The 25,055-nt window shown below is 43.0% G+C and carries 21 protein-coding genes; 16 read left to right on the plus strand and 5 right to left on the minus strand.

Features of this window, described 5'->3' with window-relative positions:
• Positions 1–319 precede the first annotated feature (319 nt).
• The 10 genes from GFC28_RS13240 to qoxD all read left to right on the plus strand — a co-directional run bounded on the left by GFC28_RS13240 (position 320) and on the right by qoxD (position 10,590).
• A complete protein-coding gene (locus GFC28_RS13240) occupies positions 320–1,534 on the plus strand; it encodes a branched-chain amino acid ABC transporter substrate-binding protein (RefSeq protein WP_044745179.1) in 1,215 nt (404 codons plus the stop codon).
• A gap of 184 nt (positions 1,535–1,718) precedes the next feature.
• On the plus strand, positions 1,719–2,705 hold the full coding sequence (locus GFC28_RS13245) for a branched-chain amino acid ABC transporter permease (protein ID WP_044745180.1): 987 nt from the start codon (positions 1,719–1,721) through the stop codon (positions 2,703–2,705).
• A 9-nt stretch (positions 2,706–2,714) separates the two neighbouring features.
• Positions 2,715–4,013 (plus strand): branched-chain amino acid ABC transporter permease, encoded by a 1,299-nt coding sequence (locus GFC28_RS13250; RefSeq protein ID WP_044745207.1) that lies wholly within the window; start codon positions 2,715–2,717, stop codon positions 4,011–4,013.
• Positions 3,994–4,773 carry an ABC transporter ATP-binding protein gene (locus tag GFC28_RS13255; protein ID WP_044745181.1) on the plus strand — a complete coding sequence of 260 codons (780 nt, stop codon included), beginning with the start codon at positions 3,994–3,996 and terminating at the stop codon, positions 4,771–4,773. The genes GFC28_RS13250 and GFC28_RS13255 overlap by 20 nt, the downstream gene beginning before the upstream one ends.
• Before the next feature lie 16 nt (positions 4,774–4,789).
• Positions 4,790–5,497, plus strand: coding sequence for an ABC transporter ATP-binding protein (locus tag GFC28_RS13260; protein WP_044745182.1), 708 nt, complete (start codon positions 4,790–4,792; stop codon positions 5,495–5,497).
• A gap of 108 nt (positions 5,498–5,605) precedes the next feature.
• Positions 5,606–6,313, plus strand: a complete 708-nt coding sequence (locus GFC28_RS13265) for a TrmH family RNA methyltransferase (RefSeq protein ID WP_044745183.1) — start codon at positions 5,606–5,608, stop codon at positions 6,311–6,313.
• A 236-nt stretch (positions 6,314–6,549) separates the two neighbouring features.
• Positions 6,550–7,452 (plus strand): cytochrome aa3 quinol oxidase subunit II, encoded by a 903-nt coding sequence (qoxA, locus tag GFC28_RS13270; RefSeq protein ID WP_044745184.1) that lies wholly within the window; start codon positions 6,550–6,552, stop codon positions 7,450–7,452.
• Positions 7,453–7,724: 272 nt separating this feature from the next.
• The gene (gene qoxB / locus GFC28_RS13275) at positions 7,725–9,671 is read left to right on the plus strand and encodes a cytochrome aa3 quinol oxidase subunit I (RefSeq protein WP_044745185.1); all 1,947 of its coding nucleotides are present in this window, start codon (positions 7,725–7,727) and stop codon (positions 9,669–9,671) included.
• A gap of 3 nt (positions 9,672–9,674) precedes the next feature.
• Positions 9,675–10,289, plus strand: coding sequence for a cytochrome aa3 quinol oxidase subunit III (qoxC, locus tag GFC28_RS13280; protein WP_044745186.1), 615 nt, complete (start codon positions 9,675–9,677; stop codon positions 10,287–10,289).
• Between the two features lies 1 nt (position 10,290).
• Positions 10,291–10,590 (plus strand): cytochrome aa3 quinol oxidase subunit IV, encoded by a 300-nt coding sequence (qoxD, locus tag GFC28_RS13285; protein ID WP_044745187.1) that lies wholly within the window; start codon positions 10,291–10,293, stop codon positions 10,588–10,590.
• 181 nt (positions 10,591–10,771) lie between these two features.
• On the opposite strand, the gene GFC28_RS13290 is transcribed toward qoxD, so the two are convergent.
• From GFC28_RS13290 to GFC28_RS13300, 3 genes are all read right to left on the minus strand, one after another.
• Positions 10,772–11,494 (minus strand): amino acid ABC transporter ATP-binding protein, encoded by a 723-nt coding sequence (locus GFC28_RS13290; protein ID WP_044745188.1) that lies wholly within the window; start codon positions 11,492–11,494, stop codon positions 10,772–10,774.
• Positions 11,491–12,147, minus strand: coding sequence for an amino acid ABC transporter permease (locus GFC28_RS13295; RefSeq protein ID WP_044745189.1), 657 nt, complete (start codon positions 12,145–12,147; stop codon positions 11,491–11,493). The genes GFC28_RS13290 and GFC28_RS13295 overlap by 4 nt, the downstream gene beginning before the upstream one ends.
• A 63-nt stretch (positions 12,148–12,210) precedes the next feature.
• A complete protein-coding gene (locus tag GFC28_RS13300) occupies positions 12,211–13,032 on the minus strand; it encodes a basic amino acid ABC transporter substrate-binding protein (RefSeq protein ID WP_044745190.1) in 822 nt (273 codons plus the stop codon).
• A 560-nt stretch (positions 13,033–13,592) separates the two neighbouring features.
• Between GFC28_RS13300 and putP the strand changes: the two genes are divergently transcribed.
• Entirely contained in the window at positions 13,593–15,047 is a 1,455-nt protein-coding gene (gene putP, locus GFC28_RS13305; RefSeq protein ID WP_044745191.1) for a sodium/proline symporter PutP, read from the plus strand.
• A 487-nt stretch (positions 15,048–15,534) separates the two neighbouring features.
• Here the strand turns inward: putP and ald are convergent, their stop codons facing one another.
• Together ald and GFC28_RS13315 are read right to left on the minus strand one after the other, a co-directional pair.
• Complete coding sequence (gene ald, locus GFC28_RS13310; protein ID WP_044745192.1) at positions 15,535–16,671, minus strand: alanine dehydrogenase; 1,137 nt, start codon at positions 16,669–16,671, stop codon at positions 15,535–15,537.
• Between the two features lie 112 nt (positions 16,672–16,783).
• Positions 16,784–18,022 carry a PucR family transcriptional regulator gene (locus GFC28_RS13315; protein ID WP_044745193.1) on the minus strand — a complete coding sequence of 413 codons (1,239 nt, stop codon included), beginning with the start codon at positions 18,020–18,022 and terminating at the stop codon, positions 16,784–16,786.
• Between the two features lie 592 nt (positions 18,023–18,614).
• On the opposite strand from GFC28_RS13315, the gene GFC28_RS13320 reads away from it, so the two are divergent.
• The 5 genes from GFC28_RS13320 to GFC28_RS13340 all read left to right on the plus strand — a co-directional run bounded on the left by GFC28_RS13320 (position 18,615) and on the right by GFC28_RS13340 (position 24,296).
• A complete protein-coding gene (locus GFC28_RS13320) occupies positions 18,615–20,246 on the plus strand; it encodes a M20/M25/M40 family metallo-hydrolase (protein ID WP_044745194.1) in 1,632 nt (543 codons plus the stop codon).
• An 89-nt stretch (positions 20,247–20,335) separates the two neighbouring features.
• Positions 20,336–21,532 (plus strand): MFS transporter, encoded by a 1,197-nt coding sequence (locus GFC28_RS13325; RefSeq protein ID WP_044745195.1) that lies wholly within the window; start codon positions 20,336–20,338, stop codon positions 21,530–21,532.
• A gap of 25 nt (positions 21,533–21,557) precedes the next feature.
• A complete protein-coding gene (locus GFC28_RS13330; protein WP_257723006.1) occupies positions 21,558–21,785 on the plus strand; it encodes an EamA family transporter in 228 nt (75 codons plus the stop codon).
• 16 nt (positions 21,786–21,801) lie between these two features.
• Positions 21,802–22,617 (plus strand): glycosyltransferase family 2 protein, encoded by an 816-nt coding sequence (locus GFC28_RS13335; RefSeq protein ID WP_044745197.1) that lies wholly within the window; start codon positions 21,802–21,804, stop codon positions 22,615–22,617.
• A 296-nt stretch (positions 22,618–22,913) separates the two neighbouring features.
• Complete coding sequence (locus tag GFC28_RS13340) at positions 22,914–24,296, plus strand: glycine--tRNA ligase (RefSeq protein ID WP_044745198.1); 1,383 nt, start codon at positions 22,914–22,916, stop codon at positions 24,294–24,296.
• The last annotated feature ends 759 nt before the right edge of the window (positions 24,297–25,055 follow it).

A 25,055-nucleotide genomic window follows, 5' to 3' on the forward strand; every position in this document is an offset into this window, starting at 1 on the left:
ACATCGTTTGCTCAATCTTTCGCTGTGCTTATAAATAAAAAAGAAATCTAGTTGCTCCATGAGTGGAACCTCTCCATAATATTTCATTCTATGTTTATATTGTTGAAAATATTTAGTAAATTTTGTAAGAATAATATTTCGTGATTCGAAATATTGAGTAAAAAAGCCCTAGAAATGAGTATTAGATAGCATTATCCAAAGTATTTTGTGCAAAAAAGTTTTTTCTAGGAAAAAAATAAAGCTTGTTAATTTTGAAAATTCATATTATATTTTTCTTAAAATATAAAAAATTTTTAAAAGTCTAAAAAGGGGGATACGAATGGTCTTCAAGAAAACCTTCTCAATTTTAGCAACAGCGACACTATCAGTCGGCTTGTTAGCGGGATGTTCTGGAGGGAACAAGGATCAAAACGCTAGCAATGGAGGAAGTGGAGGCAGCAGTGGAAGCAATGTCATTAAGATTGCGACGCAAACGCCGCTTTCCGGTGGAAGTGCGACATTGGGCGAGTCGATTAAATTGGGTGCCCAGCTGGCATTAGAAGAACAGCAAGCAAATTTTGAAAAGCTTGGATTTAAATTGGAGCTTGTTCCTTATGATGACCAAGGTGACCCGAAAAAAGGGGTAGCAAACGCTCAGCTTATTGGAGCCGATAAGCAAATTTTTGGTGTAGTAGGACATCTTAACTCAGGCGTAGCCATTCCTTCGTCAGAAATTTATGAAAAATACAGCATTCCGATGGTTTCCCCAGCAAACACAGCAACTGACGTGACAGACCGCGGCTTAAAAACAGTTAACCGCATTTGTGCCCGCGATGATTTCCAAGGACCTGCAGGAGCGAAATTCGCAATCGAAAAGCTTGGAGCGAAAAAAATCTTCATTATCCAAGACAAAACCGCATATGGTAGCGGCTTGGCAGAAGCATTTAAAAAGGGCGCTGAAGATCTAGGCGCTCAAGTGGTCGGCTTTGAAGGAATTACAGTCGGCGAAAAAGACTTTAACGGCGTGCTAAACCAAGTGCTAGCGAAAAAGCCGGACCTTGTATACTTTGGTGGCTTGTATACGGAAGGTGGCCAGTTGATTAAGCAAGCGCGCGATAAAGGAATTATGGTACCGATCATGGGCGGTGACGGCTTTGACTCATCGACGCTTGTGCAAATCGCTGGAGACGCAGTAAAAAATGTATATATGACATCTGCGGCTGGTCTTACGACAGCGACAGATGCTGGAAAGCAATTTGCCGAAAAGTATAAGCAAAAATTTGGAAAAGATATCGAATCTTATTCTGCTTATGGTTATGACTCCATGGGAGTATTGCTAAAAGGAATTGAAAATGCCATTAAAGAAAACGGAAACAAGCTTCCTTCGCGCCAGCAAGTGGCTGAGGGCGTTCGCAAAGTTCAAGAATATGAAGGAGTGGTTACAAAGGTAAGCTTTGATGAAAAAGGCGACAATAAATATGCGAAAATCTACATTTATAAATTTGACGAAGCAAAATATCCAGCTAAATTGGAGGATGAAGTAAGTAAGCAGTAATCATAGTTGGAAAAGGTGGGGAAGATCATTGCTCCCTTTTCCTTCAATTTAAAGTTTAGAGTGTTACTGGGCGCCTAGCTTAGTTCATTGATGACAAACAAAGAACATTTGTTGTCTGTAGCCATCAAGCTAGGCGCCTTTCTGATGGAAAAGTAAAAGTAGCAAAAACAGGCAGGTGAACAGAATGATTGAACAAGTATTGCACACATTGCCTCAAGTGCTGATTGACGGTTTAGCACTGGGAGCTGTATATGCGATTGTTGCATTAGGATATACGATGGTTTATGGAATTTTAGAATTAATTAACTTTGCTCACGGCGAGATTTTTATGACAGGGGCGTTTGTAGGAACGGCGATTTTATTGACGTTTTCTGGATTGGGTTGGATTACCTCTATGCCAGCCATTATTACTTTAGTGTTGGTGTTAATCGTTACGTCGGTACTTACCGGTTTGCTTGGAATGGGTATTGAGAGGGTTGCTTATCGCCCGTTGCGTAATGCGCCGAAGCTTATTACATTAATCACGGCGATCGGCATTTCGTTTTTGCTTCAAGATCTTGTCCGTTTTATTACAGAATTGAAAAATGGCAACTATATTTTAACAGGACCAAATTTATTCAATAAGCAAATTGGAATTGAAGCCTCTTCAATCTTGTCCGTATTTAATGATGCATCGGTAAAATCCTCGTTTTTCATTGTATTAGGTGTCGCTATCGTGATGATGATCACATTGGACTTTTTCGTGAATAGAACCAAATGGGGAATGGCGATGCGCGCTGTTGCACAAGACCGGGAAACAGCGGCGTTGATGACGGTAAACGTGAATAAAGTCATCGCTCTGACATTTTTTATTGGCTCAGCATTAGGAGGAGCCACGGGAGTATTGTTTGCAGTTCAATACGGAACGATCGATCCGTACATTGGCTTTATTCTAGGGCTAAAGGCTTTTACGGCAGCGGTTTTAGGCGGTATTGGCAACATCCGCGGTGCGATGTTTGGCGGGATTCTCATCGGTTTGCTTGAGATGTTTGCCGCGGCGAATTTGCCGATCGTTTCCCACGGAGTTCTCGGCGCAGAATATAAGGATGTATTTGCTTTTGCTATTTTAATTATCGTATTAATTTTCAAGCCGGAAGGTTTATTCGGAAAAGTGACAGTAGAGAAAGTGTAGGTGATCGACATGAAAAATTGGCTGAGTACGATTCAAGCGAACAAGCGCCTTCAGGCAATCATGATCGGATTGTATATTGTTGTGACATTTCTGAGCTTATATTTGGCTCAAAAATCTGTTATCGCTTTTTTATTGCTCCTTGCTTCCTTATTATTATTGTATTTTACCACATTTTCCAATCGCATCAAATGGCTGGTGGCCGGCTTAGTGATGGTGGTACTGCTCCCCTTTGCCGCTAGCCAAGGGGAAGCGTATCAATCTTATATGGAAGTGGCAACGTTAGTCGGCATTTATATTGCAATGGCACTCGGATTGAATATTGTTGTAGGGATGGCAGGGCTTTTAGACTTAGGATTTGTCGCCTTTTTTGCCATCGGGGCTTACACATATGGCATTTTTGCCACATCGCAGGCAAATAATTTTATGCCGTTTGGACATTATCCTCTTTCTGGAGAAAGCTTTTGGGTATTTATTTTTATCGGATGTCTCGCTGCGGCGTTATTCGGAATATTGCTAGGGATTCCTGTTTTACGGGTTAAAGGAGACTATTTAGCGATTGTTACGTTAGGTTTTGGAGAGATTATCCGCATTATTTTCAATAACTTGGATAAGCCGGTGAATATCACGAATGGAGCCATGGGGCTTGCATCGGTTCAGCCGCCTAAATTATTCGGACTGGACTTTATGTATCCAAGCCAATTTTATTACATCGTATTAGTTATTTTACTGGTAGTTATTTTCGCGGTTCGCCGTTTGGAATACTCAAAAATCGGCCGTGCATGGAAAGCGGTGCGGGAAAATGAGATTGCCGCCCAAGCGATGGGGATTCATCTTGTGCGGACGAAGCTGATGGCGTTTGCCGTCGGGGCATCGTTTTCCGGAATGATGGGGGTCGTATTTGCTGCCAAGCAAACGTTTGTTGACCCGACAAGCTTTACGCTGCTTGAATCCATCACGATTTTAGTCATGGTGATTTTAGGAGGAATGGGCAGTGTGCCAGGCGTCATCCTTGGTGCCGCTCTTGTGACGATTCTAAATCTCCAAGTGTTAACAGAGCTGACAAACTGGCTCAATCAGCTTAGCTTAAACGGTGTGATCAGCATTCCTGACGCTCTTTCGCCAGCGAAAATGCAACGGTTTATTTTCGGAGCTATTTTGATTTTATTTGCACTTTACCGCCCGCAGGGATTATTGCCGGCGAAAAATCCGGTATTTAAAAAAGAGGATTTAACAGACACATCCGGACATCCGCCAATGAATGCCGGCGTACAAAAGGAGGGAGCACAGCATGTCCATCTTGACAGCTAAAAATTTAACGAAGCAATTCGGCGGACTTGTCGCTAACAGCAACATCGACATGGACGTGGAAAAGGGTTCGATTACAGCTGTGATTGGTCCGAACGGTGCCGGAAAAACGACGTTTTTTAACATGGTGACAGGCGTTTACCAGCCGACAAGCGGTGATATCTTATTAAATGGCGAATCCATTGTAGGGTTAAAGCCGCACCAAGTCACGCGAAAAGGCATTGCTCGTACCTTTCAAAATATTCGCTTGTTTGGGGCGATCACCGTTCTAGAGAATGTGATGGTTGGTATGCATACGCATCTTCATGGCGGACTGTTCGGTACGATTTTTAATTTACCTCATATAAGAAAAGAAGAGAAGGATGCAAGAAAAGAGGCTTATCGTTTACTAGAATATGTCGGTCTCGAATCGCTATTTAATGAAGAAGCACAAAATCTGCCATACGGAGCGCAGCGTAAGCTAGAAATCGCCCGCGCATTGGCGACGAAACCGAAAGTGCTGCTGCTGGATGAGCCGGCGGCCGGGATGAACCCGAAGGAGACGAGTGAGCTAACAAAGCTTATTTATAATATGAGAGAAGAGCTTGATTTAACGATTATTTTGATTGAACACGACATGAAGCTTGTCATGGAAATTTCCGAGCATATTGTGGTGTTGGATCATGGGGAAAAAATTGCCGAAGGTACACCTGATGAAATACGTAACAATCAAAAAGTCATCGAAGCTTATTTAGGAAAAGGCGCGGCTGCAACAGCTTCATAAAGGGAGGACCTCGCAGATGAGTTTATTACGTTTAGAGAATATTAATACGTTTTATGGCGGTATTCACGCTTTAAAAGGAATTACGCTTGAGGTGAATGAAGGGGAAATCGTTACGCTGATCGGCAGCAATGGCGCCGGAAAATCGACGACGCTGAAGACGATCAGCGGGCAAGTCAAACCGAAAAGCGGCACGATTTTGTACAATGGAAAGGATATTACGAATACGCCTCCGCATGTCACAGCTTTTGATGGAATTGCCCATGTGCCGGAAGGACGACGCATTTTCCCGCGTTTAACGGTAAAGGAAAATTTAGAAATGGGGGCATTTTCTGTAAAGGATCGAAAAGTCATTGAGGAGCGTATGGAACGCGTGTTTCACTACTTTCCTAAAATTAAAGAGCGGCTTCATCAAAAAGGCGGCACGATGAGTGGTGGAGAGCAGCAAATGCTAGCCATTGGCAGAGCGCTGATGATGCAACCAAAGCTCTTAATGCTAGATGAGCCATCGATGGGGCTTGCGCCGATTATCGTTGAACAAATTTTTGAAATTATCCATGAGCTCAACGAAGAAGGGATGACGATTTTGCTTGTCGAGCAAAACGCGTTCCAAGCGTTGCAAATTGCTCACCGTGGTTATGTGATTCAGACAGGGGAAATCGTCATGACCGGACCTGGACAAGAGCTGCTTGTCAATGAGCAGGTGCGCGAGGCTTATTTAGCGTAGACGGAAAGGGCTCTATATAAAGAGCCCTTTTTCATTTGCTGGATACCTTGAAATTTTGTACAATGAAATTCGTTCTTAGAAATTTTGATAGGAACGAAGGTGAAGCCGATGAACGATCAAGAAGCAAAGGCGTTCATTGAACAATTAAAGCAAGAGGGTTTATTAACAGAAGAAAACCAACCTATTTGGGAAATGATTGTACCTGAGCGATTAAAGCGAATGTATGATGTGTTAAATAAGAGAACTCGCCATATTACGATATTAACGGAAGCGGTAGATGATCCGCATAATCAAGCGGCTGTGCTACGTTCGGCGGAGGCTTTTGGACTACAGGATATATATGTGGTCACAGGACAAGCGCCGTTTCAGCCGAATCCTTTTGTGACGAGAAATGCGGATAAATGGCTGACGGTTCACCAGAAATCGGATATCTCCACGGCTATTCGAGAGTTACAATCTGCCGGATACCAAGTACTGGCGAGCTATTTAGGGGAAGGAACCATTGCGCTTCATGAGATGGATGTGTCGCGTCCCACGGCGCTTCTGTTTGGCAACGAGCATCGCGGTGTATCAGAGGAAGCGCTTCATTTAGCTGATGGAACGTTTATGATTCCGATGCATGGCTTTGTACAAAGCTTTAACATATCAGTAGCGGCTGCTTTGACGCTCTATGACGTGACACAACGGGCGCGGAAGCAGGCGGGGGAAGCGTATTATTTAACGCTTTCTGAGAGAAAAGAACTATATGAAAAATGGATGTGGCACACCCTTCATCCGCGTACAAGAAAAATGATGAAAATGCGCCTGGGAAAATAAAGCTGATCCTTCCAAAAGGATCAGCTTTATTTTGAATTTGGGGGTTTTTCATATTTTATCCACACAAATGAATATTTCATGAACAGTTTTTGAACACATTGTGACAAATATTTTTCTGATTTATGAACTTTTTTCATAATTAGTTTCAAACATTTTTACTTTTGATATGTTAGAAACGGATTAAAACAATTTCTACGTAACAGTGTTATCTTGTTTGTGAAGGGGGAAGCAAAGCGATGAAGCAGAAGATATGGAAATGGGCTTCGTTGCTTCCGTTATCTTTAGTGCTGTTATTAAGCGGTTGCAGCGAAAATATGCTAGTCATGCGGCCAAAAGGGCCAGTAGCCAAAACGCAATACGATTTAATCCTTTGGTCGATTGGATTTATGCTGCTCATTATTGTCGTCGTATTCGTATTATTTACCGTTGTACTGATTCGCTATCGGGAAAAACCGGGGATGGAAAATTATGAACCAGAAGAAGAAGGAAACACATTGCTGGAAATTGTCTGGACAGCCATCCCGATTCTTATTGTTACAGCATTGGCCATTCCGACTGTAAAGGCTACCTTTGCTTTGGAAAAGCCAACGACGGAGAAAGTAGAGCCTATAACAATCCATGTAACAGCAGCGAACTGGAAATGGATTTTTAGCTATCCGGATCAAAATATTGAAACGGTAAACTATGTCAATATTCCTGTAGACGTTCCCGTCAAGTTTAAATTAACATCTGCTGGTCCGATGAACTCGTTCTGGATTCCGCAATTAGGCGGACAAAAATATGCAATGGATAGTATGGAAACGGAGTTGTTTCTAGAAGCAGATGAACCAGGCTCATACATGGGACGGAGTGCGAACTTCTCAGGAGAAGGCTTTACTCATATGGAGTTTGAAGTAGTGGCCCAAACACAAAAAGAGTTTAATCAATGGGTCAAAGAGGCACAAAGCACAGCTCCTAAATTGAGTGAAACGAAATATGAAACCATTTTAAAACCAGGGCTCGTTGGCAGAATGACATTCTCCAACACACATCTTGAATGGATCGACCATTCCAAACAGAACAGCCATCATGCGGGAGAGGCTGACGAACAAGCAAGATTGTGCAATCCGCTTGAGGGCAACGGGATAGTAGTAGAGTAGGTTTCGAAGAACATGAAGATAGGGAGCTGTTGTTTGGCGTGCGAGAGATGGTTGGTCAATAGAATGAGGATGTGAGCGATCAACAGCTCCTAAACAATATGTGGCAAAGAGGCTCTTTGTTAGGTAAATGACGTTTTGAGCACGTCCCTTGCAGATCGGGCATGCGAAACGATTCGTGAAGGGAGAGAGCGTGTCAGATCGATGAGAGACCGTATCGTCAAGGACAAAGGGACGAAGACGTGCATTCAATGGAAGGAAGGAGGAACAGGTGCATGAAGTGGAGCGAGTTTTTTGTAACAGGGGAACCGCTGATCTATGCAGCCGATGTAGCGATCGTATTAACGGTTATTGGTATTGTTTTCGTTCTTACGTATTTTAAAAAATGGAAATGGCTTTGGGACGAATGGTTGACAACTGTTGACCATAAAAAAATCGGAGTCATGTACATTATTTCCGCGGTGCTGATGTTGTTCCGCGGCGGTGTGGATGCGCTGCTTATGAGGGCGCAATTAACAGCACCAAACATGAAATTTCTCAATTCAGAACATTATAATGAAATTTTCACGACTCACGGTACGATCATGATTTTATTCATGGCGATGCCGTTTATCATCGGGTTGATGAACATTGTCGTACCTTTGCAAATCGGAGCGCGTGATGTCGCGTATCCTTATTTGAATGCGTTAAGCTTTTGGTTATTTTTCGTTGGGGCGATGTTGTTTAATATCTCCTTTGTCATTGGGGGATCGCCGAATGCCGGTTGGACTTCGTATTTCCCGCTTGCTGGCAACGAATTTAGTCCAGGTGTTGGGAATAACTATTATGCAGTTGCTTTGCAAATTTCTGGTATCGGTACGCTGATGACGGGGATTAACTTTCTCGTGACCATTTTAAAAATGCGTGCGCCAGGTATGACTTTGATGCGCATGCCAATGTTTACATGGACGATTTTAATCACGTGCGTATTAATTATTTTCGCGTTCCCAGTGTTGACAGTCGCATTGGCGCTTATGACGTTTGACCGTCTATTTGATACACAATTCTTTACGATGGCGAATGGCGGGATGTCGATGCTTTGGGCGAACCTATTCTGGATTTGGGGACATCCGGAAGTATACATTGTCATTTTGCCGTCGTTTGGAATTTTCTCTGAGGTAGTGAGCACGTTTGCTCGCAAACGTCTTTTTGGTTATAAAGCGATGGTCTATTCGATTGTAGGAATTGCCTTTTTAAGCTTTATCGTTTGGGTGCATCACTTCTTTACAATGGGAGCTGGAGCAGCCGTTAACTCATTTTTCTCGATTACAACGATGGCGATTGCCGTTCCGACAGGTGTGAAAATTTTCAACTGGCTCTTTACGCTTCGTAAAGGGAAAATTCGTTTTACAACAGCGATGCTTTGGTCATTGGCATTCATACCGAACTTTGTCATTGGTGGGGTCACCGGTGTCATGTTAGCCATGGCTGCGGCGGATTATCAATATCATAACAGCTATTTCTTAATTGCCCACTTCCATTACGTGCTCATTGCCGGTACGGTTTTTGCTTGCTTTGCCGGATTGCATTATTGGTATCCAAAAATGTTCGGGCATATTCTAAACGAACGTTTAGGAAAATGGACATTCTGGCTGTTTATGATCGGATTTAATATTTGCTTTTTCCCAATGTATTTCTTAGGATTAATGGGGATGACGCGACGTATGTATACGTATTCTGAGGGGCTTGGCTGGACGCCGCTTAATGTTGTCGCATCCGTTGGTGCGGTTCTAATGGGAATCGGTTTTATCGTGCTTTGCTATAACATTTATTATAGCGCGCGCTACGGAGAACGCGATATGACGGGAGATCCATGGGATGGCCGTACACTTGAATGGGCGACGTCTTCCCCGGTGGCACATTACAATTTTGCGATCACCCCTGAGGTGAAGGATTTAGATGCATATTGGGAGATGAAGAAATCCGGAAAGGGCTTCGAAATTGATGAGGAAAAATTAAAACCGATTCATATGCCAAGCAATTCCGGTCGTCCGTTCCTTATTTCCATCGCCTTTTTCTTTGCGGGCTTCGGCCTTGTATTTAAATGGTTTTGGTTGGCGATTATCGCAACGATCTTTATTGCTCTTGGATTGATTCTCCGTTCATTTGACGATGATGACGGCTATTATATCAGCGTAGATGAAATTAAACGTACGGAACGTTTGTCGGGAAAGGGGGCATAAGAGATGGCAGAAGCAGCTCATCAGTACGATGAAACGATGCCATTGGAGTATCGAACAGAAGAAAGCCGCCTAAATATTCTAGGGTTTTGGATTTTTCTTGGCGCTGAGGTCGTGTTGTTTGCGACCTTATTCGCCACCTATCTTGTTTTATTCCAACGGACGGGCAGTGGTCCAACGACCGGTGACTTGTTTCAAATAAAAGATGTCATGATTGAGACCTTGCTTCTTTTAACAAGTAGCTTTACGTGTGGGCTTGCGGTGTTTGAGATGCGCCGTCGCCGCTTGGCCGGTTTGTTAACATGGCTTTTAGTGACGCTTCTTTTAGGGGCAGGATTTATTACGGTTGAAATTCGCGAGTTTATTCATTATGTGCATGAGGGCGCGACGATGCAGACAAGCGCGTTCCTTTCGAGCTTTTTTGTGCTCGTTGGGACGCACGGAGCGCACGTGAGCCTTGGAATTGGCTGGATGATTTTAATTATTATTCAGCTGTTGCAGCGTGGTCTTACTCCAAGAACGGCGCGTAAAGTGTTTATCGTCAGCTTGTACTGGCATTTTCTTGATGTTGTCTGGATTTTCATCTTTACTTTAGTTTATTTGACAGGGATGGTGATGTAAGATGGGAGCAAACCATCACCATGAGACATTTCCTTGGAAACATATTGTCGGGTTTATTTTATCTCTTGTGCTCACATTTATCGCATTATGGGTGGCTCTGTCGTCAGGCTGGACCATAAAAGCGATTCTTGGCGTGATTGTGGCGCTAGCGGTGTTGCAAGCGGCATTGCAGCTGTTTATGTTCATGCACATGACGGAAAGCGACAGCGGCAGAGTTCAAACCATTAATATGCTCTATAGCTTTTTTATCGCCGTTGTTGTTGTCGCTGGTTCGATTTGGGTTATGTGGTTCGTTTTATAATACAAAAGACCGATCTCTGTTACAGAGGTCGGTCTTTTTTGTGTATTCGTGTATGACTAAGCTGGATTCGATGGCTGAGCGGATGCCTCGCATGTCGCGTCATCAAATGATCCACTTTGTCCGAAACTCGTCTCTTTTTGAGGTGAGACGTGTTTTCGTTAAAGTGGAGGACAAAGGTTTTTTATAGCACTTTCGATAAAAATGATTTTGTCCGTTCGTGTTGCGGGTTGTCGAAGATGTCGCTTGGCGCTCCTTCTTCGACGATATAGCCGCCGTCCATAAACAGGACGCGGTCGCCAACCTCGCGAGCAAAGCCCATTTCATGTGTGACGACAACCATCGTCATTCCTTCGTTGGCTAACTGCTTCATAACGGATAATACTTCTCCGACCATTTCCGGATCTAATGCCGATGTTGGTTCATCAAACAGCATCACCTTCGGCCCCATGGCTAAGGCGCGGGCGATCGCGACGCGCTGAGCTTGACCGCCAGAGAGAGAGTCAGGATAGACGTTCGCTTTATCTTGAAGGCCGACTTTTTTCAAGAGCTCCAATGCCGTTTCTTTCGCTTTTTCTAGCGTCCATTTGCGGACTTTGACAGGAGCTAGCGTAATGTTATCCAGTACGGTCATATGCGGGAATAAGTTAAAGCGTTGAAACACCATACCGACCTCTTCCCGCACTTTGTTGATGTTCGTGTTTTTGTCTTTTAAATGGAATCCATCGATTATAATATCGCCCTCGTCAAAGTCTTCAAGCAAATTTAAACAACGTAAAAAGGTGGATTTTCCTGAACCGGATGGGCCGATGACGACCACAACCTCGCGTTCTTTAATGTGTGCATTAATTCCTTTTAATACTTCAAGATCGCCAAATGATTTTTTTAAATTTGTCACTTTAATCATTGGTTCGAATACTTCCTTTCCAAATAATTTAACAATTTACTAAGGGAAAGGGTTAAAATTAAATAAATAAGCGCGACCGTTAAATATGGCTCCCATACGCGATAATATTGTCCCTGTGCGGCTCTCCCCCAATACATGAGCTCCGGGGCCGCAATGACAGCACCAAGAGAGGAGTCTTTTATTAAGACGATAAATTCATTCGCAAATGGTGGAATCATTCGTTTTAACGCCTGCGGTAAAATAATATAACGCATGGCTTGGGTATGGGTCATTCCTAATGAACGGGCGGCTTCCATTTGTCCCTTGTCGATGGATTGAATGCCGGCGCGGAAAATTTCCGCGACATAGGCTGCAGAGTTTAAGGATAAGGATACAGCCAGTGATACGGTAGCGCTTGGCTGTGCAAAGAAAATAGGCATTAACCCAAAATGGACTAACAGCATTTGGACTAATAGCGGTGTACCGCGGAAAAAGTTCACATACCATTCAAATGGGAAGCGAATAAGCCGATTGGTGGACATTTTGCCTAGACCGATGGCAAGTCCGAGGATTGAACCGACAACAATGGAAATAATAGATACAAAAATCGTGATCCCTAGACCTTTTAGAAAAAAGGGGGCATATTCCTGAATAATATCAAAACGGAAATCCATTCTCCTCACCTTTCTTATAAAAATTGCGTAACTAGCGACGAATAGTTACGCAATTTTTACCGATTATGATGATTGTTGTTTTAATAAATTATCGAGATTTGGTTCTTTCCCGAACCATTTTTGATAGATTTCAGTATATTTGCCGCTGTCGATGACTTTTTTCAGCGCTTCATCAATTTTTGGCTTCAAATCGCTTCCTTTAGGAAACATAAAGCCGTAAAATTCTGGTTGAAAGTTTTTTGGATCTTCAATCGTTTTTAGTTTTTTATCAGGATTGTTTTTCACGTATTCGTTGGCCACACCGTTATCTGTCACAACGGCCTCCACGCCGCCGTTTAAAAGATCCATAATCGCGACGACGGTATTTTCAAATTTTTTAATGTTTTTATTTTCAACCCCAAATAACTTTTCCACGGCTGCTTGTCCCGTCGTTCCATTTTGCACGCCAACCATTTTGCCTTTTAAATCAAGAGCGTTTTTGACTGGGCTATTTTCTTTTACAAGAATCATTTGAATGGATTCGAAATATGGGATAGAAAAATCATAGGTTTGTTTCCTTTTTTTGTCGATGGTAATTCCAGAAACACCCATATCCAATTCTTTACCGCTTTGTAAAGCTGCGAATAAAGGATCCCAGCCGGTGTTTTTTAACTCATATTTGATGCCTGCTTCCTTCATGACAGCATCTAACAAATCAACATCAAACCCTACAATTTTTCCTTTATCCATATATTCAAATGGTGCGAATACAGCATCTGTTCCGACAATGATTTTTTTGTTGTTGTCTCCGCTTTCTGAAGATGGATCGGATGATGATTTGCCGCCACACCCTGCTAAAGCCACAAAGAGAGCAAGTATCACAGCAAATACCGCCATTTTTTTCATTATTTCCTTCCCCCTTTATATTGTAAAAAATATAAAAAATAACATTAATTTCTCATTTAGTTTCAGCTGATCGATTTCTTCAAGTGTTTCCTAGGACGATTATCATACTACCAGCATTCGTTTGTTTATGCAATACTTTTTATAAAAACAATTTTTGTAATATTTAGAAACAAAGAGAAGAAGATGAGTTCTTTTAGAATAATATGTAATTGAATTCATTGGTTCTTAAAGCATATTAAAAATGTAAATGTAAAATTATACATTTTCAAAAAATGTTTTATTTCAATAAATATATTATAAATTAAGACGATTGAGAAAACAAAATATATTTTTATAATAGAGGAAGAAATAATGCAATCTAAATACAATTGAATTATTTATTATTTTTTATTTGTCTGAATATTTTTTAAATATATGTTGAAAATGCCTAAAAACATTGATTTTTAGCGGCTTTATTGTTGTTATACTACAGATGGAAAAATATGATTACTATTGCATAAATAATATTCTTTCGTTTATGATGTTATTGACTAGAGACAACAAAGGAAGGGGAGAACACCATGGTATTAATTTCGGTCACGATTTATATGATCGGGATGTTACTGATTGGATATTGGGCATATAAGAGAACATCAAATCTCTCTGATTATATGCTGGGCGGACGTACATTAGGTCCTGCGGTTACAGCGCTCAGTGCCGGGGCTTCCGATATGAGCGGATGGCTTTTAATGGGATTGCCTGGAGCGATGTATGTACAAGGCTTAAGCGCTTCTTGGATTGTCATTGGTTTAACGCTTGGAGCTTATGCCAACTGGTTGTACGTGGCACCGCGCTTGCGCGTTTATACAGAAGTCGCTAATGATTCAATTACCATTCCAGAATTTTTGGAAAACCGCTTTGGGGACACATCGAAGCTATTGCGTTTAATTTCCGGTCTTGTCATTATGATTTTCTTCACATTTTACGTATCTTCTGGATTAGTATCCGGAGCGGTCTTGTTCCAAAACTCTTTTGGCACAAGCTATCATACAGGACTATGGATTGTTGCGGGAGTAGTTGTGGCTTATACGCTGTTTGGCGGATTTTTAGCCGTTAGCTGGACAGACTTTGTTCAAGGCTTGATTATGTTTATTGCTTTAATTCTTGTGCCTGTTGTCACCCTCTTTCATACAGGGGGCGTAGGCGATACGATGAACACGATCCGTCACATTAATCCGGATTTGTTAAATTTATTCAAAGGGACCACCTTGCTTGGCGTGATTTCTTTGTTTGCTTGGGGACTTGGATATTTCGGACAACCACATATTATCGTTCGATTTATGGCGATTTCTTCTATTAAGGAAATGAAAAACGCTCGCCGCATTGGAATGGGCTGGATGATTTTTTCTGTCGTTGGGGCTATGTTGACCGGGTTATTTGGAATCGCTTACTATTTTGAGTCAGGAGCAAAGCTAGCGGATCCAGAAACGGTATTTATTAAGCTTGGCGAAGTTTTATTCCATCCGTTAATTACGGGATTTTTGCTCGCTGCGATTTTAGCGGCGATTATGAGCACGATTTCATCGCAATTGCTCGTTACGTCCAGTTCATTAACGGAGGATTTATATAAAGTATGGTTCCGTCGCTCAGCTTCTGATAAAGAGCTTGTTCTTATTGGCCGATTGGCTGTTTTGTTCGTGTCATTGGTCGCTGCTGCGCTCGCTTTCAAGCAAAACGATACCATTTTACGCCTTGTCGGTTATGCATGGGCTGGATTCGGTTCTTCTTTTGGACCTGTTATTTTGCTAAGCTTATGTTGGAAGCGGATGACCAAGTGGGGAGCATTAGCCGGAATGGTTGCAGGAGCTGCAACGGTCATCCTTTGGACGCAGTCGGATTATTTGAAAAACCTGCTATATGAAATGGTTCCTGGCTTTGCGGCAAGCTTGCTCGCGATTATTGTCGTTAGCTTGTTGACGAAACAGCCATCCGATAAAGTTCTTGATCAATTTGACCAATTTAAAAAAGCGTTATAAGGAAACAGCCTTTCCTGAATGGGAAAGGCTGTTTTGCTTTTGGGCTAAGGACCGACTCGGATAGAGTTTCGAGACTCAAGTCGCACGATGTCCTCATCGTTGAGCCACGGCCGCAGGTGATGCAAAAGATTTCTAATTTCGTTCCGTTGACATCGGTCGTTGATCTCATGCAAGGAGGATGGACAGGAAAGCTGTTTGTATCAGACTGGTTGTTCGATTTTATTTTTCTAGCGGTTCTCTATGTAGGCAGCATTCTTATTGGAACTAGATATTTTAGATGGCAATAGCAGAAGAATCCATGATTCCTTAGAGGAGATCGAACGGGTTCCATGTTTCCAGATTTTTGGCCATCCGGCTATATGAAGACGGTTGGATGTTTTTAAAGCGATAATGTAAAGAAGGGTTCGTTAGCCTCCAAACAGAGGCTTTTCTTTCATTAAAAATAAAAAACCGGGTACCGCCATGATCGACGGTACCCGGTTTTGCATTATGCTTGAACGGCAAATTGTTTTTCGAGCGCTTCTTCAACTGATACGTATTCGTAGCCAAGGTCACGGGCAACGGCTTCATATGTGATTTCGCCATTTGCGACATTGACGCCAAGTTTTAATGCGGCATTGTCGGCAATGGCTTGACGTACCCCTTTATTTGCGATTTGTAGCGCATATGGAATGGTTACGTTTGTCAAAGCAATGGTGGATGTTCTTGGTACAGCGCCAGGCATGTTGGCAACCGCATAGTGAACAACCCCGTGTTTTTCATATGTTGGGTTGTCGTGTGTTGTGACATGGTCGCTTGTTTCCACAATGCCGCCTTGGTCGATCGCAACATCGACAATGACAGAACCAGGCTTCATGTTTTTCACCATTTCTTCTGTTACAAGCTTAGGCGCTTTGGCACCTGGAATGAGGACAGCGCCAATCACAAGATCCGATTGTGCGACAGCTTGGGCAATGTTCATTGGATTTGACATAAGCGTTGTAATTTGGTTGCCAAAAATGTCGTCAAGTTCGCGAAGACGGTCAGCGCTCAAGTCGATGATCGTAACATCTGCACCTAGGCCGATCGCCACTTTCGCTGCGTTTGTTCCGACGACACCGCCGCCGATAATCGTGACTTTGCCGCGGCTGACGCCTGGGACACCGCCAAGAAGAATGCCTTTTCCGCCTTTTGGCTTTTCTAAAAATTGTGCGCCGATTTGTGCGGACATGCGTCCAGCGACTTCACTCATTGGTGTTAAAAGCGGAAGCGTGCGGCCAACTTGTACAGTCTCATAAGCGATGGCGATCACGCCTTTTTCTTTTAACGCCCGCGCTAATTCAGGCTCTGCCGCAAGGTGCAAGTATGTGAATAAAATTAATCCTGGGCGGAAATAGTCGTATTCACTTGCAAGCGGCTCTTTCACTTTCATAACCATATCAGCTTGCGCCCAAACGTCTTTCGCGCTATCAATGATTTGCGCACCAGCGCTTGTATAGTCTTCGTTTGTGAAACCGCTTCCAATCCCTGCGTCTTTTTCGATAATCACTGTATGACCAGCTTGAACGAATGACATAACTCCAGCCGGAGTGATTGCCACACGATTTTCGTTATTTTTAATTTCTTTTGGTACACCAATAATCATGGATGAGTTCCTCCCTCATATTGTCCTTACTTGCAGTATACACAGTTTCCATGATTTTTTCTTTGTTTAGAAAAGAAAAAGAAGCAGCATTATTTTGTGGATTTCCACAAAATTAATGCAACGCTTCATATTTGGCCAATTTAATATCGATATATAATTTGACTTTTTGGTTCATATTGTGCAAATCGATTTCACCAATTTCGGCGATGCGCTTGAGCCGATATGAAAGGGTGTTGGGATGGATATTTAACGCCTTTGCGGTTTCATTGACATTGCTGTCGTGATCGAAAAAGGCTTCATACGTTTCGATGAGGTTGGTATGATGCTTCTCATCGTAGGCCTGCAGTTTTGTCAGCGCTGAATTTGCAAATTCTCCTTGCTGTTTTTTTTCTAACAATAAATCAAAAAATTGATAAATACCTAATTGTTGATATCCATAAATGGAAGAAGTTTGCTCAGGAAACTTTTCTTTCATTGATAAAACGGTCAGTGCTTCCTTGTAGCTTTTTTCAATGCACTCAAACGTTTCATAAATGCCGCCAAAGCTGCTTTGAATGCTGTTAATATGGAAGCGTTCCTTCATTTTTGTCGCAAATGAGGAGATAAATTGATTCAATTCATACAATGGCTGATCGGCTGATTTTGGAGCCGCCAATAAAATGAAATCGTTTCGTTCAACGGTATACAATAGAACTTGAACTTGTTGAGTGGTTTGTAAAATGTAAGAAATTTGTTTTTCTAAATCGCTTGTAATGCCGTTGGCAAAGCGGAAGACAAGAACGGAAAAACGTGGGGCGGCCGGAATTTGCATCGCGCTAAAATTTTCATGAATTTCTTCATTTGTTTTAATATGGCCAGTAAGCAATTTCCAAAAAAATTCTTGCACCCGTTCTTCTCGTTTATTTTTGCGCATGTACAGCTGCAATACTTTATTTTTAGCCGCCTTTGCTGCTTTTTTCAGCAATTCCATATCATCCTTGGAAAGGGTTCTCCCTGTTTCTAGCGCCCAAATAAATCCAATCACCTCATTATTTTTCCAAATGGATACGGCCACTCGATTCCCGAGACCCACATCAGAGATCGTTTCTACGCGCAAAGGCTCTTCGCTACTTAACAACGCAGGAATGACTCCTGTTTTCCAGAGGCTATTAATGACTTTCTCTGGAACACGGCGGCTAATAATAGTGGCGGTCCGTGCCGGATCTGTATAGTCATCATGGGCGCTGTAGGCGATGAGCCGATGGTTCGCATCTTCAATCGTAATCGGGCATTGCAACAAATCACTGATGCGATCGGCAAACTCTTCAAGACTGTCGAAATTCGCTTTAAATGGATCTTCTTTATGTATCATGTCATCCCCGCTTCCAAACGAAATAATAGTTTCAGCTCATAGGACTGATCTGCCAGTAAAGCATGGTACGGATTATTTTTTGTCCATCGTTAAACATCGGTATGGTTGATCTAGAATCAAACAGAAAAGCCATGTTGATCGTACAAGTCATGGCTGGCAAATTAGGATGTATTTTTATTGTAGCAAAACAGAAAAGAAAATAAGCAATGATTTGCCGCTGTTTTGTAAACAAGCGATAAAAGGGATATTTTCTTAAGATTGGGCGATCGACCAGCGCTGTTTCACAGAACGATGAATAAGTCTGAAAACGGCGTTGTTTGGCTGTGGTCTATAGATAACATTTGTTTAACAATCCCCCAAAAAGTTTCCCGCTCTTAACGGAGTGGGGTAGGAGAGGTTCATGGTTTAAGTTGTATTTATATCGTTTGTTTATCCTCGATATTTGTTAAAATAGTAGCGATAAGGAAACGTGTGGATGGATGAATAAAGATCGAAGCATTCTATGCTTTCTTTTATCATAATCACAAGCGTACTTTTTCAAAACCACTATCCATCAGCACGAAAGGATGACACAGAAAAGCGGGGGAAGAGGATGAAATGGCAGACAAAGCAACAGTTAAAGCAGCTGCTCTGTCAGTTAGTGCAGCATGCAAGTGTAAGTCATTCAAAAGCGGAGGTCGAGCTGGCGCATTATATTGCGCAACAGCTTGGTACACTTGAGTATTTTCAAGCGAACCCATCTCTTGTGCAACTGCACCCGACAGGAGACGGCCGCTATTTTGTCACAGCGCTTGTTAAACAAGAGGAGCAGGTAGAAGATACGATTGTTCTTGTCAGCCACTTTGATGTGGTCGATGTACAAGATTATGGAATTTGGAAGGATTGGGCATTTTCTCCGGAGACGCTGACCCAGTATTTTTATCATCATAAGGAGAAGCTGCCGGCAGCTGTTCAAGCAGACTTAGCACAAGGGGAGTGGCTGTTTGGCCGCGGGGTCATGGATATGAAATGCGGGCTGGCTTTACATATGTCGCTTATCGAGCAGGCATGCCACGGCTATTTCCGTGGAAATGTATTGCTTCTAACCGTGCCGGATGAAGAAGTGAATTCAGTGGGCATGCGGGCGGCTGTGCCGGCGCTGGTTGAGATGGCGAAAAAACATCGCCTGAATTATCGGCTTGTTCTTAATTCAGAACCGATGTTTACGCGTTATCCAGGCGATCAAACGAATTATATTTATACAGGTTCCATCGGCAAAGTGCTGCCAGGGCTTTATTGCTATGGGAAGGAAACGCATGTTGGTGAGCCATTAGCGGGATTAAATGCGAACGGGATGGTTTCGCAAATTGTGAATGAACTAGAGTTGAATGTTGATTTTTGTGAGCTGTTTGGTCAAGAAGTGAGCCCGCCGCCGACAAGTTTGTTCCAGACCGATTTAAAAGAGGATTATTCTGTACAAATTCCGCATCGTGCTGTAGCGCTATTTAATCTATTTTTGCAGCAAAAATCAATGGATGACATTACAGAATCGTTACGGCAATTAACAAAGCGGGCAGCGGAAAAGATTGAACAGCGATATCGTGAGCAAGCTCTCCGTTTTGCGCAAATGGAGCAATCTGCGCCGAGATCGCTATCCATTCATGTGTGGACGTTTGCTGAACTGCGACAAAGGGCGGTCGAGATGTTTGGAACGGAAAAAGTGGAGAAACTTGAACAAAGCGTGCTAGCGAATGGAGACGGAAAAGATGAGCGGCAACGGACGATTGAGCTCGTGGATCAGCTAGCCATTCTTTGCAAAGATTTAGGACCGATGATCGTATTATTTTATGCGCCGCCTTACTATCCAGCTGTGAATTCCAGCGATGATCCGCTTGTTCTTTATCTCGTTGATCAGTTGCGGGCGTACGCCAAGGAAAAAGATGATGTCTCCCTTGTACAGCAACATTATTTTGGCGGCATTTCCGATTTAAGCTATGTTGGATTGCATCAACCGCTCTCTGCTTTAAGAACACTCACCGCCAATATGCCGCTATGGGGCCAAGGATATGATCTTCCTATTCAGGCGCTGGCGGAGTTTTCTGCGCCTGTGCTAAACGTTGGCCCGATTGGCCGTGATGCCCATCAGTGGACAGAGCGTTTGAATGTGCCATTTGCTTTTGAAACACTGAGGAATTGGTTAACATATGTGATCGAACAAGCTTTTTCATTCCGAACAAAGGAGTAAGCCTCCTTTGTTTTTTTGTTTGAATAACGGGGAATATATCAATATAATGAATGGTATAGATTGACACCTGTCAATAAAGGAGGCTTGTCATGAGTCAATATGCAATTTCACAGCGAAAGCTTTTAGGAATTGCCGGCTTAGGCTGGATGTTCGATGCCATGGATGTGGGCATGCTGTCATTTATTATTGCGGCGCTGCAAAAAGAATGGGGGTTAACGGCTCAGCAAATGGGCTGGATTGGCAGCATGAACTCGATTGGCATGGCAGTAGGAGCGCTTGTGTTTGGACTTTTAGCAGACAAGATTGGAAGAAAGCAGGTCTTTATTTTGACGCTTTTATTATTTTCGTTAGGAAGTGGATTGTCTGCTTTAACGACGACTTTAGCAGCGTTTCTAGTGCTGCGCTTTATTGTGGGGATGGGCCTTGGCGGAGAGCTGCCAGTCGCCTCAACATTAGTGTCTGAAAGTGTTGCGGCCAGTGAGCGCGGGAAAGCGGTTGTCTTGCTGGAGAGCTTTTGGGCGTTGGGTTGGCTTTTATCAGCATTGATTTCCTATTTCATTATTCCGTCCTATGGGTGGAAGTTCGCCTTGCTTTTGTCAGCGATTCCTGCCCTTTATGCGCTTTATTTACGGTTGAATTTGCCTGATTCTCCGCGATTTACGAAGCCGAAAGCAGAAAGCAATGTTCTGGCGAATGTGATCAAGGTATGGTCTTCTGCTTACCGCCGTGAGACGATTATGTTATGGGTGCTTTGGTTTGCTGTTGTATTTTCCTATTACGGCATGTTTTTATGGCTCCCGAGCGTGATGGTCATCAAAGGATTCAGCTTGATTCAAAGCTTTCAATATGTCCTGATTATGACGCTGGCGCAATTGCCGGGATATTTTAGCGCTGCTTGGCTGATTGAGCGGCTCGGGCGAAAATTTGTGCTTATCGTTTATTTAACGGGGACAGCGGTCAGCGCCTACTTTTTTGGCAACGCGGAATCGCACGCCTTTTTAATGCTTTTTGGCATTTTGCTTTCATTTTTTAACTTGGGGGCATGGGGTGCTTTGTATGCTTATACTCCAGAGCAGTATCCGACCTCGATTCGCGGAACGGGAGCAGGGATGGCTGCTTCATTCGGTCGGGTTGGCGGCATTTTAGGGCCGCTGTTAGTCGGCTATCTTGTCGAGCAAAAAGTGGGAGTGACCACAATTTTTACGATTTTTTGCATTTCTATTTTTATCGGTGTTTTGGCCGTATGGATATTAGGAAAGGAAACCAAACAGCAGGAGCTAGCATAAGAATTGACAAATAAGAAAAGGAGCGATACTTTTAGTATTATCGCTTCTTTTTATTTTGACAAAAGCAGAAGCCGCTATTTTTATTAACCTGTCGCCATTTTTTTCGTTAGTCGCTTCGTCGCTTTTTTTAGGTGAGACGGTCCAGATGGTGCAATGGCTCGGCTTTTTGTTGGTCGTTATCGGTGTTTTGTTTGCATCTGGAGCATTAGAGCAAGGGATGCGGCAGTCCCTGCGTAGAAAAATAATGGGGTGAAGGCAGTGACGCGACGATGAAACCATTTGTTTCGATTGTTGTTCCTACTTATAATCGACCGTATCCGCTCGCCGAGCTGTTGGAGTCGTTAAGCAGGCAAGTATACCGCCATTTTGAAGTGATCATTGTCAATGATGGCGGTGAACGTGTTGATCATATTGTCGCATTGTATCCAGAGATGCGCATTCGTTTGATTCATTGTCAGGCGAATGTCGGTCATGTGGAAGCGCGAAATATCGGAGTAAAAAAGGCGCGAGGCGAGTGGATCATGCTCTGCGACGATGATGATTTATTGCTGCCTTGCCATCTTGAGCGGATGGTGGAAGCGATGGTTGATGCGGATTTTGTATATTCCGATGTGGAAATCTTTCACTATCGAATGGATCGGGGACAGCGCATACCGCTCCGTCGTTTTTTGTTCGCTTATGAATATGATCAAGAAGCCATGCGGAAATTCTCCACCTATGTGCCATCCGGCAGCTTATATCGAAAGGAGATCCATGAGTCGATCGGCTACTTTGATCCTTTTGTACATAATTACTGGGATTGGGATTTCTTTTTGCGTGTGTCTGAGGTGTTTCGCGTGAAGCGCGTTGCGGCGGCCAGCGTCTTGTACGCCTTTTCCGACGAAGGGGATCATTTATCGCGACTGATGGACAACAAACGGCAAATGTATTTAGACCGGCTTAGCGCAAAGCATCGCCTTGGGAAGCTGCCAACGAAGAATTTTTGGCTTTTGCTTCAAGAGCCGGAGGTGGCAAAGCGAAAAGCAAACAGTGAGGTTATTTGGGATGGAGCGCCGATCGTGTCGCGCTTAAGAAGAAAAATATAAAAAATAACTCCTGGCATTGACGAACATTTTTTATTTTTGTTATGATAAATAGCAAAATATGATATTGTAACGATGATGGATCAATAGTAGTTGTCCCTCTCTTCCATAGCGAGCCGGGGGCGGTGGAAGCCCGGTGAAGATGGTCAATGAAGCGGCAATCCGGAGTTGCTTTGGTACAAAGTGGATGCGGCATACGCATCAACTAGGGTGGAACCGCGGGAGTCACGCTCTCGTCCCTAGGCGCAAGGCCTAGTGGCGAGGGCGTTTTTGTTTGAAAAAATAAAGGAGGAAAAAAGATGTCAGTGACAATGGATCAAATCGTTGCTCATGCGAAGCATCGCGGATTTGTCTTTCCAGGATCAGAAATTTATGGCGGACTAGCCAACACATGGGACTACGGTCCGCTTGGTACAGAGCTCAAAAATAATATTAAGCGGGCATGGTGGAAAAAGTTTGTTCAAGAATCCCCTTATAATGTCGGCTTAGATGCCGCTATTTTAATGAATCCAAAAACATGGGAAGCATCAGGCCATTTAGGCAACTTCAATGATCCAATGATCGACTGTAAACAATGTAAAGCGCGTCATCGGGCTGATAAGCTCATTGAAACAGCTTTAGAAGCAAAAGGAATCGAAATGATTGTTGACGGGCTGCCATTTTCCAAAATGGAAGAACTGATCAACGAGCATCATATCGTTTGTCCGGATTGCGGCAGTCAAGATTTTACCGGCATTCGTCAATTTAACTTAATGTTTAAAACGTTCCAAGGCGTGACCGAATCAAGCGCCAATGAAATTTATCTTCGACCAGAAACCGCGCAAGGAATCTTTGTCAACTTTAAAAATGTGCAACGTACGATGCGCAAAAAGCTTCCATTTGGTATTGCGCAAATTGGGAAAAGCTTCCGCAATGAAATTACACCAGGGAACTTTACATTCCGCACGCGCGAATTTGAACAAATGGAGCTGGAGTTCTTCTGCAAACCGGGCGAGGAGTTGAAGTGGTTTGATTACTGGAAGCAGTTTTGCGAGCAATGGCTGTTATCATTGGGAATGAAAGCCGAGAATATCCGTCTTCGCGACCATTCGGAAGAAGAATTGTCGCACTACAGCAATGCGACTACGGATATCGAATATAAATTCCCGTTTGGCTGGGGAGAGCTCTGGGGGGTTGCTTCTCGTACGGATTATGACTTGAAGCAGCATATGGAGCATTCTGGCGAGGATTTTCATTACATCGATCAGGATACGAATGAACGCTATATTCCATACTGCATTGAACCGTCGCTTGGGGCGGACCGCGTCACACTTGCTTTTCTGATTGACGCGTATGACGAAGAAGCACTTGAAGACGGAACGACGCGCACCGTCATGCGCCTACATCCAGCATTGGCGCCGTATAAGGCGGCGGTGTTTCCGCTATCGAAAAAGCTTTCTGAGGGGGCGCGCCAAGTTTTCGCTGATTTATCCAAATATTTTATGGTCGATTACGATGAGTCTGGATCAATCGGTAAACGTTATCGCCGCCAAGATGAGATTGGCACGCCATTCTGCATTACGTATGATTTTGATTCAGAGCAGGACGGCATGGTAACCGTGCGTGATCGCGATACGATGGAGCAAACGAGAGTGCCGATTACCGAGTTAAAAAGCTTTCTTGAAGAAAAAATTCAATTTTAACATAATCCACCGCACCAAGAAGTCTTCCACCTCTAAACGGAGTGGAGGTGGGGGAGGTTCATCGTCGGGACATTTGCGGTAAGATGCGGTTGAACATTCATGGACTCTCTCCTGAGAGTCCTTTTTGCCTGTCATTTGCTTTTTCACCTTCCTGCGCTTCGTTTGGTGGCTCCGACAAGCGGTGCGAATAAAAGCTCGCCATCCTCGTCGGGGATCACTCCTACACTCTATCCACCAATCTTTCGCTTACACATACATTGTTAAAAAATGGAATAAAGCGATCTCGGCGATGCTGTCGGGGCATTTCTAATGTTTTAAAAAATAGAAATATTAACAAAAATTCTTGAATGCCAAATTTATTTTATGGTAAATTTTACATAAAAGGTAATATTAATGGTATAAAGCAGGGAGAAGGTCATCCTGAGTATTGAAAAAATTCGTATAAAAAACTTTTCCTTTCTTTAATGGGAATATATCCGTTGTAAAATGAAAGGGCTCTTCTATGGGAACTGCTCCTTTTGCTGTTTGGTTGCACTTTCATTTGAAGGAGATCCTCATGCAAGGGCTATTTTTTACGCTTGTCTGATTTTATCCAGCACCACGGGAATAAATAATTCATAATTTAGGGGGAAATGATGAGAAGAAAAATCTATCAAATTTCTATTTTCAAGTCATTGCGGTATAAAAATTTCTTTTTATTATGGTTAGGATTGTTTATTTCCAATATTGGAACTTGGTCACAAATGTTTGTAGAACAAT

The organism is Anoxybacillus sp. B2M1 (assembly GCF_001634265.1).
GTDB classification, from domain to species: domain Bacteria; phylum Bacillota; class Bacilli; order Bacillales; family Anoxybacillaceae; genus Anoxybacteroides; species Anoxybacteroides rupiense.

Excerpts from the sequence above, each read along its gene's own strand:
- GFC28_RS13240 (WP_044745179.1), top strand. The coding sequence starts at position 320 with ATGGTCTTCAAGAAAACCTTCTCAATTTTAGCAACAGCGACACTATCA.
- GFC28_RS13245 (WP_044745180.1), top strand. The coding sequence starts at position 1,719 with ATGATTGAACAAGTATTGCACACATTGCCTCAAGTGCTGATTGACGGT.
- GFC28_RS13250 (WP_044745207.1), top strand. The coding sequence starts at position 2,715 with ATGAAAAATTGGCTGAGTACGATTCAAGCGAACAAGCGCCTTCAGGCA.
- GFC28_RS13255 (WP_044745181.1), top strand. The coding sequence starts at position 3,994 with ATGTCCATCTTGACAGCTAAAAATTTAACGAAGCAATTCGGCGGACTT.
- GFC28_RS13260 (WP_044745182.1), top strand. The coding sequence starts at position 4,790 with ATGAGTTTATTACGTTTAGAGAATATTAATACGTTTTATGGCGGTATT.
- GFC28_RS13265 (WP_044745183.1), top strand. The coding sequence starts at position 5,606 with ATGAACGATCAAGAAGCAAAGGCGTTCATTGAACAATTAAAGCAAGAG.
- qoxA (WP_044745184.1), top strand. The coding sequence starts at position 6,550 with ATGAAGCAGAAGATATGGAAATGGGCTTCGTTGCTTCCGTTATCTTTA.
- qoxB (WP_044745185.1), top strand. The coding sequence starts at position 7,725 with ATGAAGTGGAGCGAGTTTTTTGTAACAGGGGAACCGCTGATCTATGCA.
- qoxC (WP_044745186.1), top strand. The coding sequence starts at position 9,675 with ATGGCAGAAGCAGCTCATCAGTACGATGAAACGATGCCATTGGAGTAT.
- qoxD (WP_044745187.1), top strand. The coding sequence starts at position 10,291 with ATGGGAGCAAACCATCACCATGAGACATTTCCTTGGAAACATATTGTC.
- GFC28_RS13290 (WP_044745188.1), bottom strand. The coding sequence starts at position 11,494 with ATGATTAAAGTGACAAATTTAAAAAAATCATTTGGCGATCTTGAAGTA.
- GFC28_RS13295 (WP_044745189.1), bottom strand. The coding sequence starts at position 12,147 with ATGGATTTCCGTTTTGATATTATTCAGGAATATGCCCCCTTTTTTCTA.
- GFC28_RS13300 (WP_044745190.1), bottom strand. The coding sequence starts at position 13,032 with ATGAAAAAAATGGCGGTATTTGCTGTGATACTTGCTCTCTTTGTGGCT.
- putP (WP_044745191.1), top strand. The coding sequence starts at position 13,593 with ATGGTATTAATTTCGGTCACGATTTATATGATCGGGATGTTACTGATT.
- ald (WP_044745192.1), bottom strand. The coding sequence starts at position 16,671 with ATGATTATTGGTGTACCAAAAGAAATTAAAAATAACGAAAATCGTGTG.
- GFC28_RS13315 (WP_044745193.1), bottom strand. The coding sequence starts at position 18,022 with ATGATACATAAAGAAGATCCATTTAAAGCGAATTTCGACAGTCTTGAA.
- GFC28_RS13320 (WP_044745194.1), top strand. The coding sequence starts at position 18,615 with ATGAAATGGCAGACAAAGCAACAGTTAAAGCAGCTGCTCTGTCAGTTA.
- GFC28_RS13325 (WP_044745195.1), top strand. The coding sequence starts at position 20,336 with ATGAGTCAATATGCAATTTCACAGCGAAAGCTTTTAGGAATTGCCGGC.
- GFC28_RS13335 (WP_044745197.1), top strand. The coding sequence starts at position 21,802 with ATGAAACCATTTGTTTCGATTGTTGTTCCTACTTATAATCGACCGTAT.
- GFC28_RS13340 (WP_044745198.1), top strand. The coding sequence starts at position 22,914 with ATGTCAGTGACAATGGATCAAATCGTTGCTCATGCGAAGCATCGCGGA.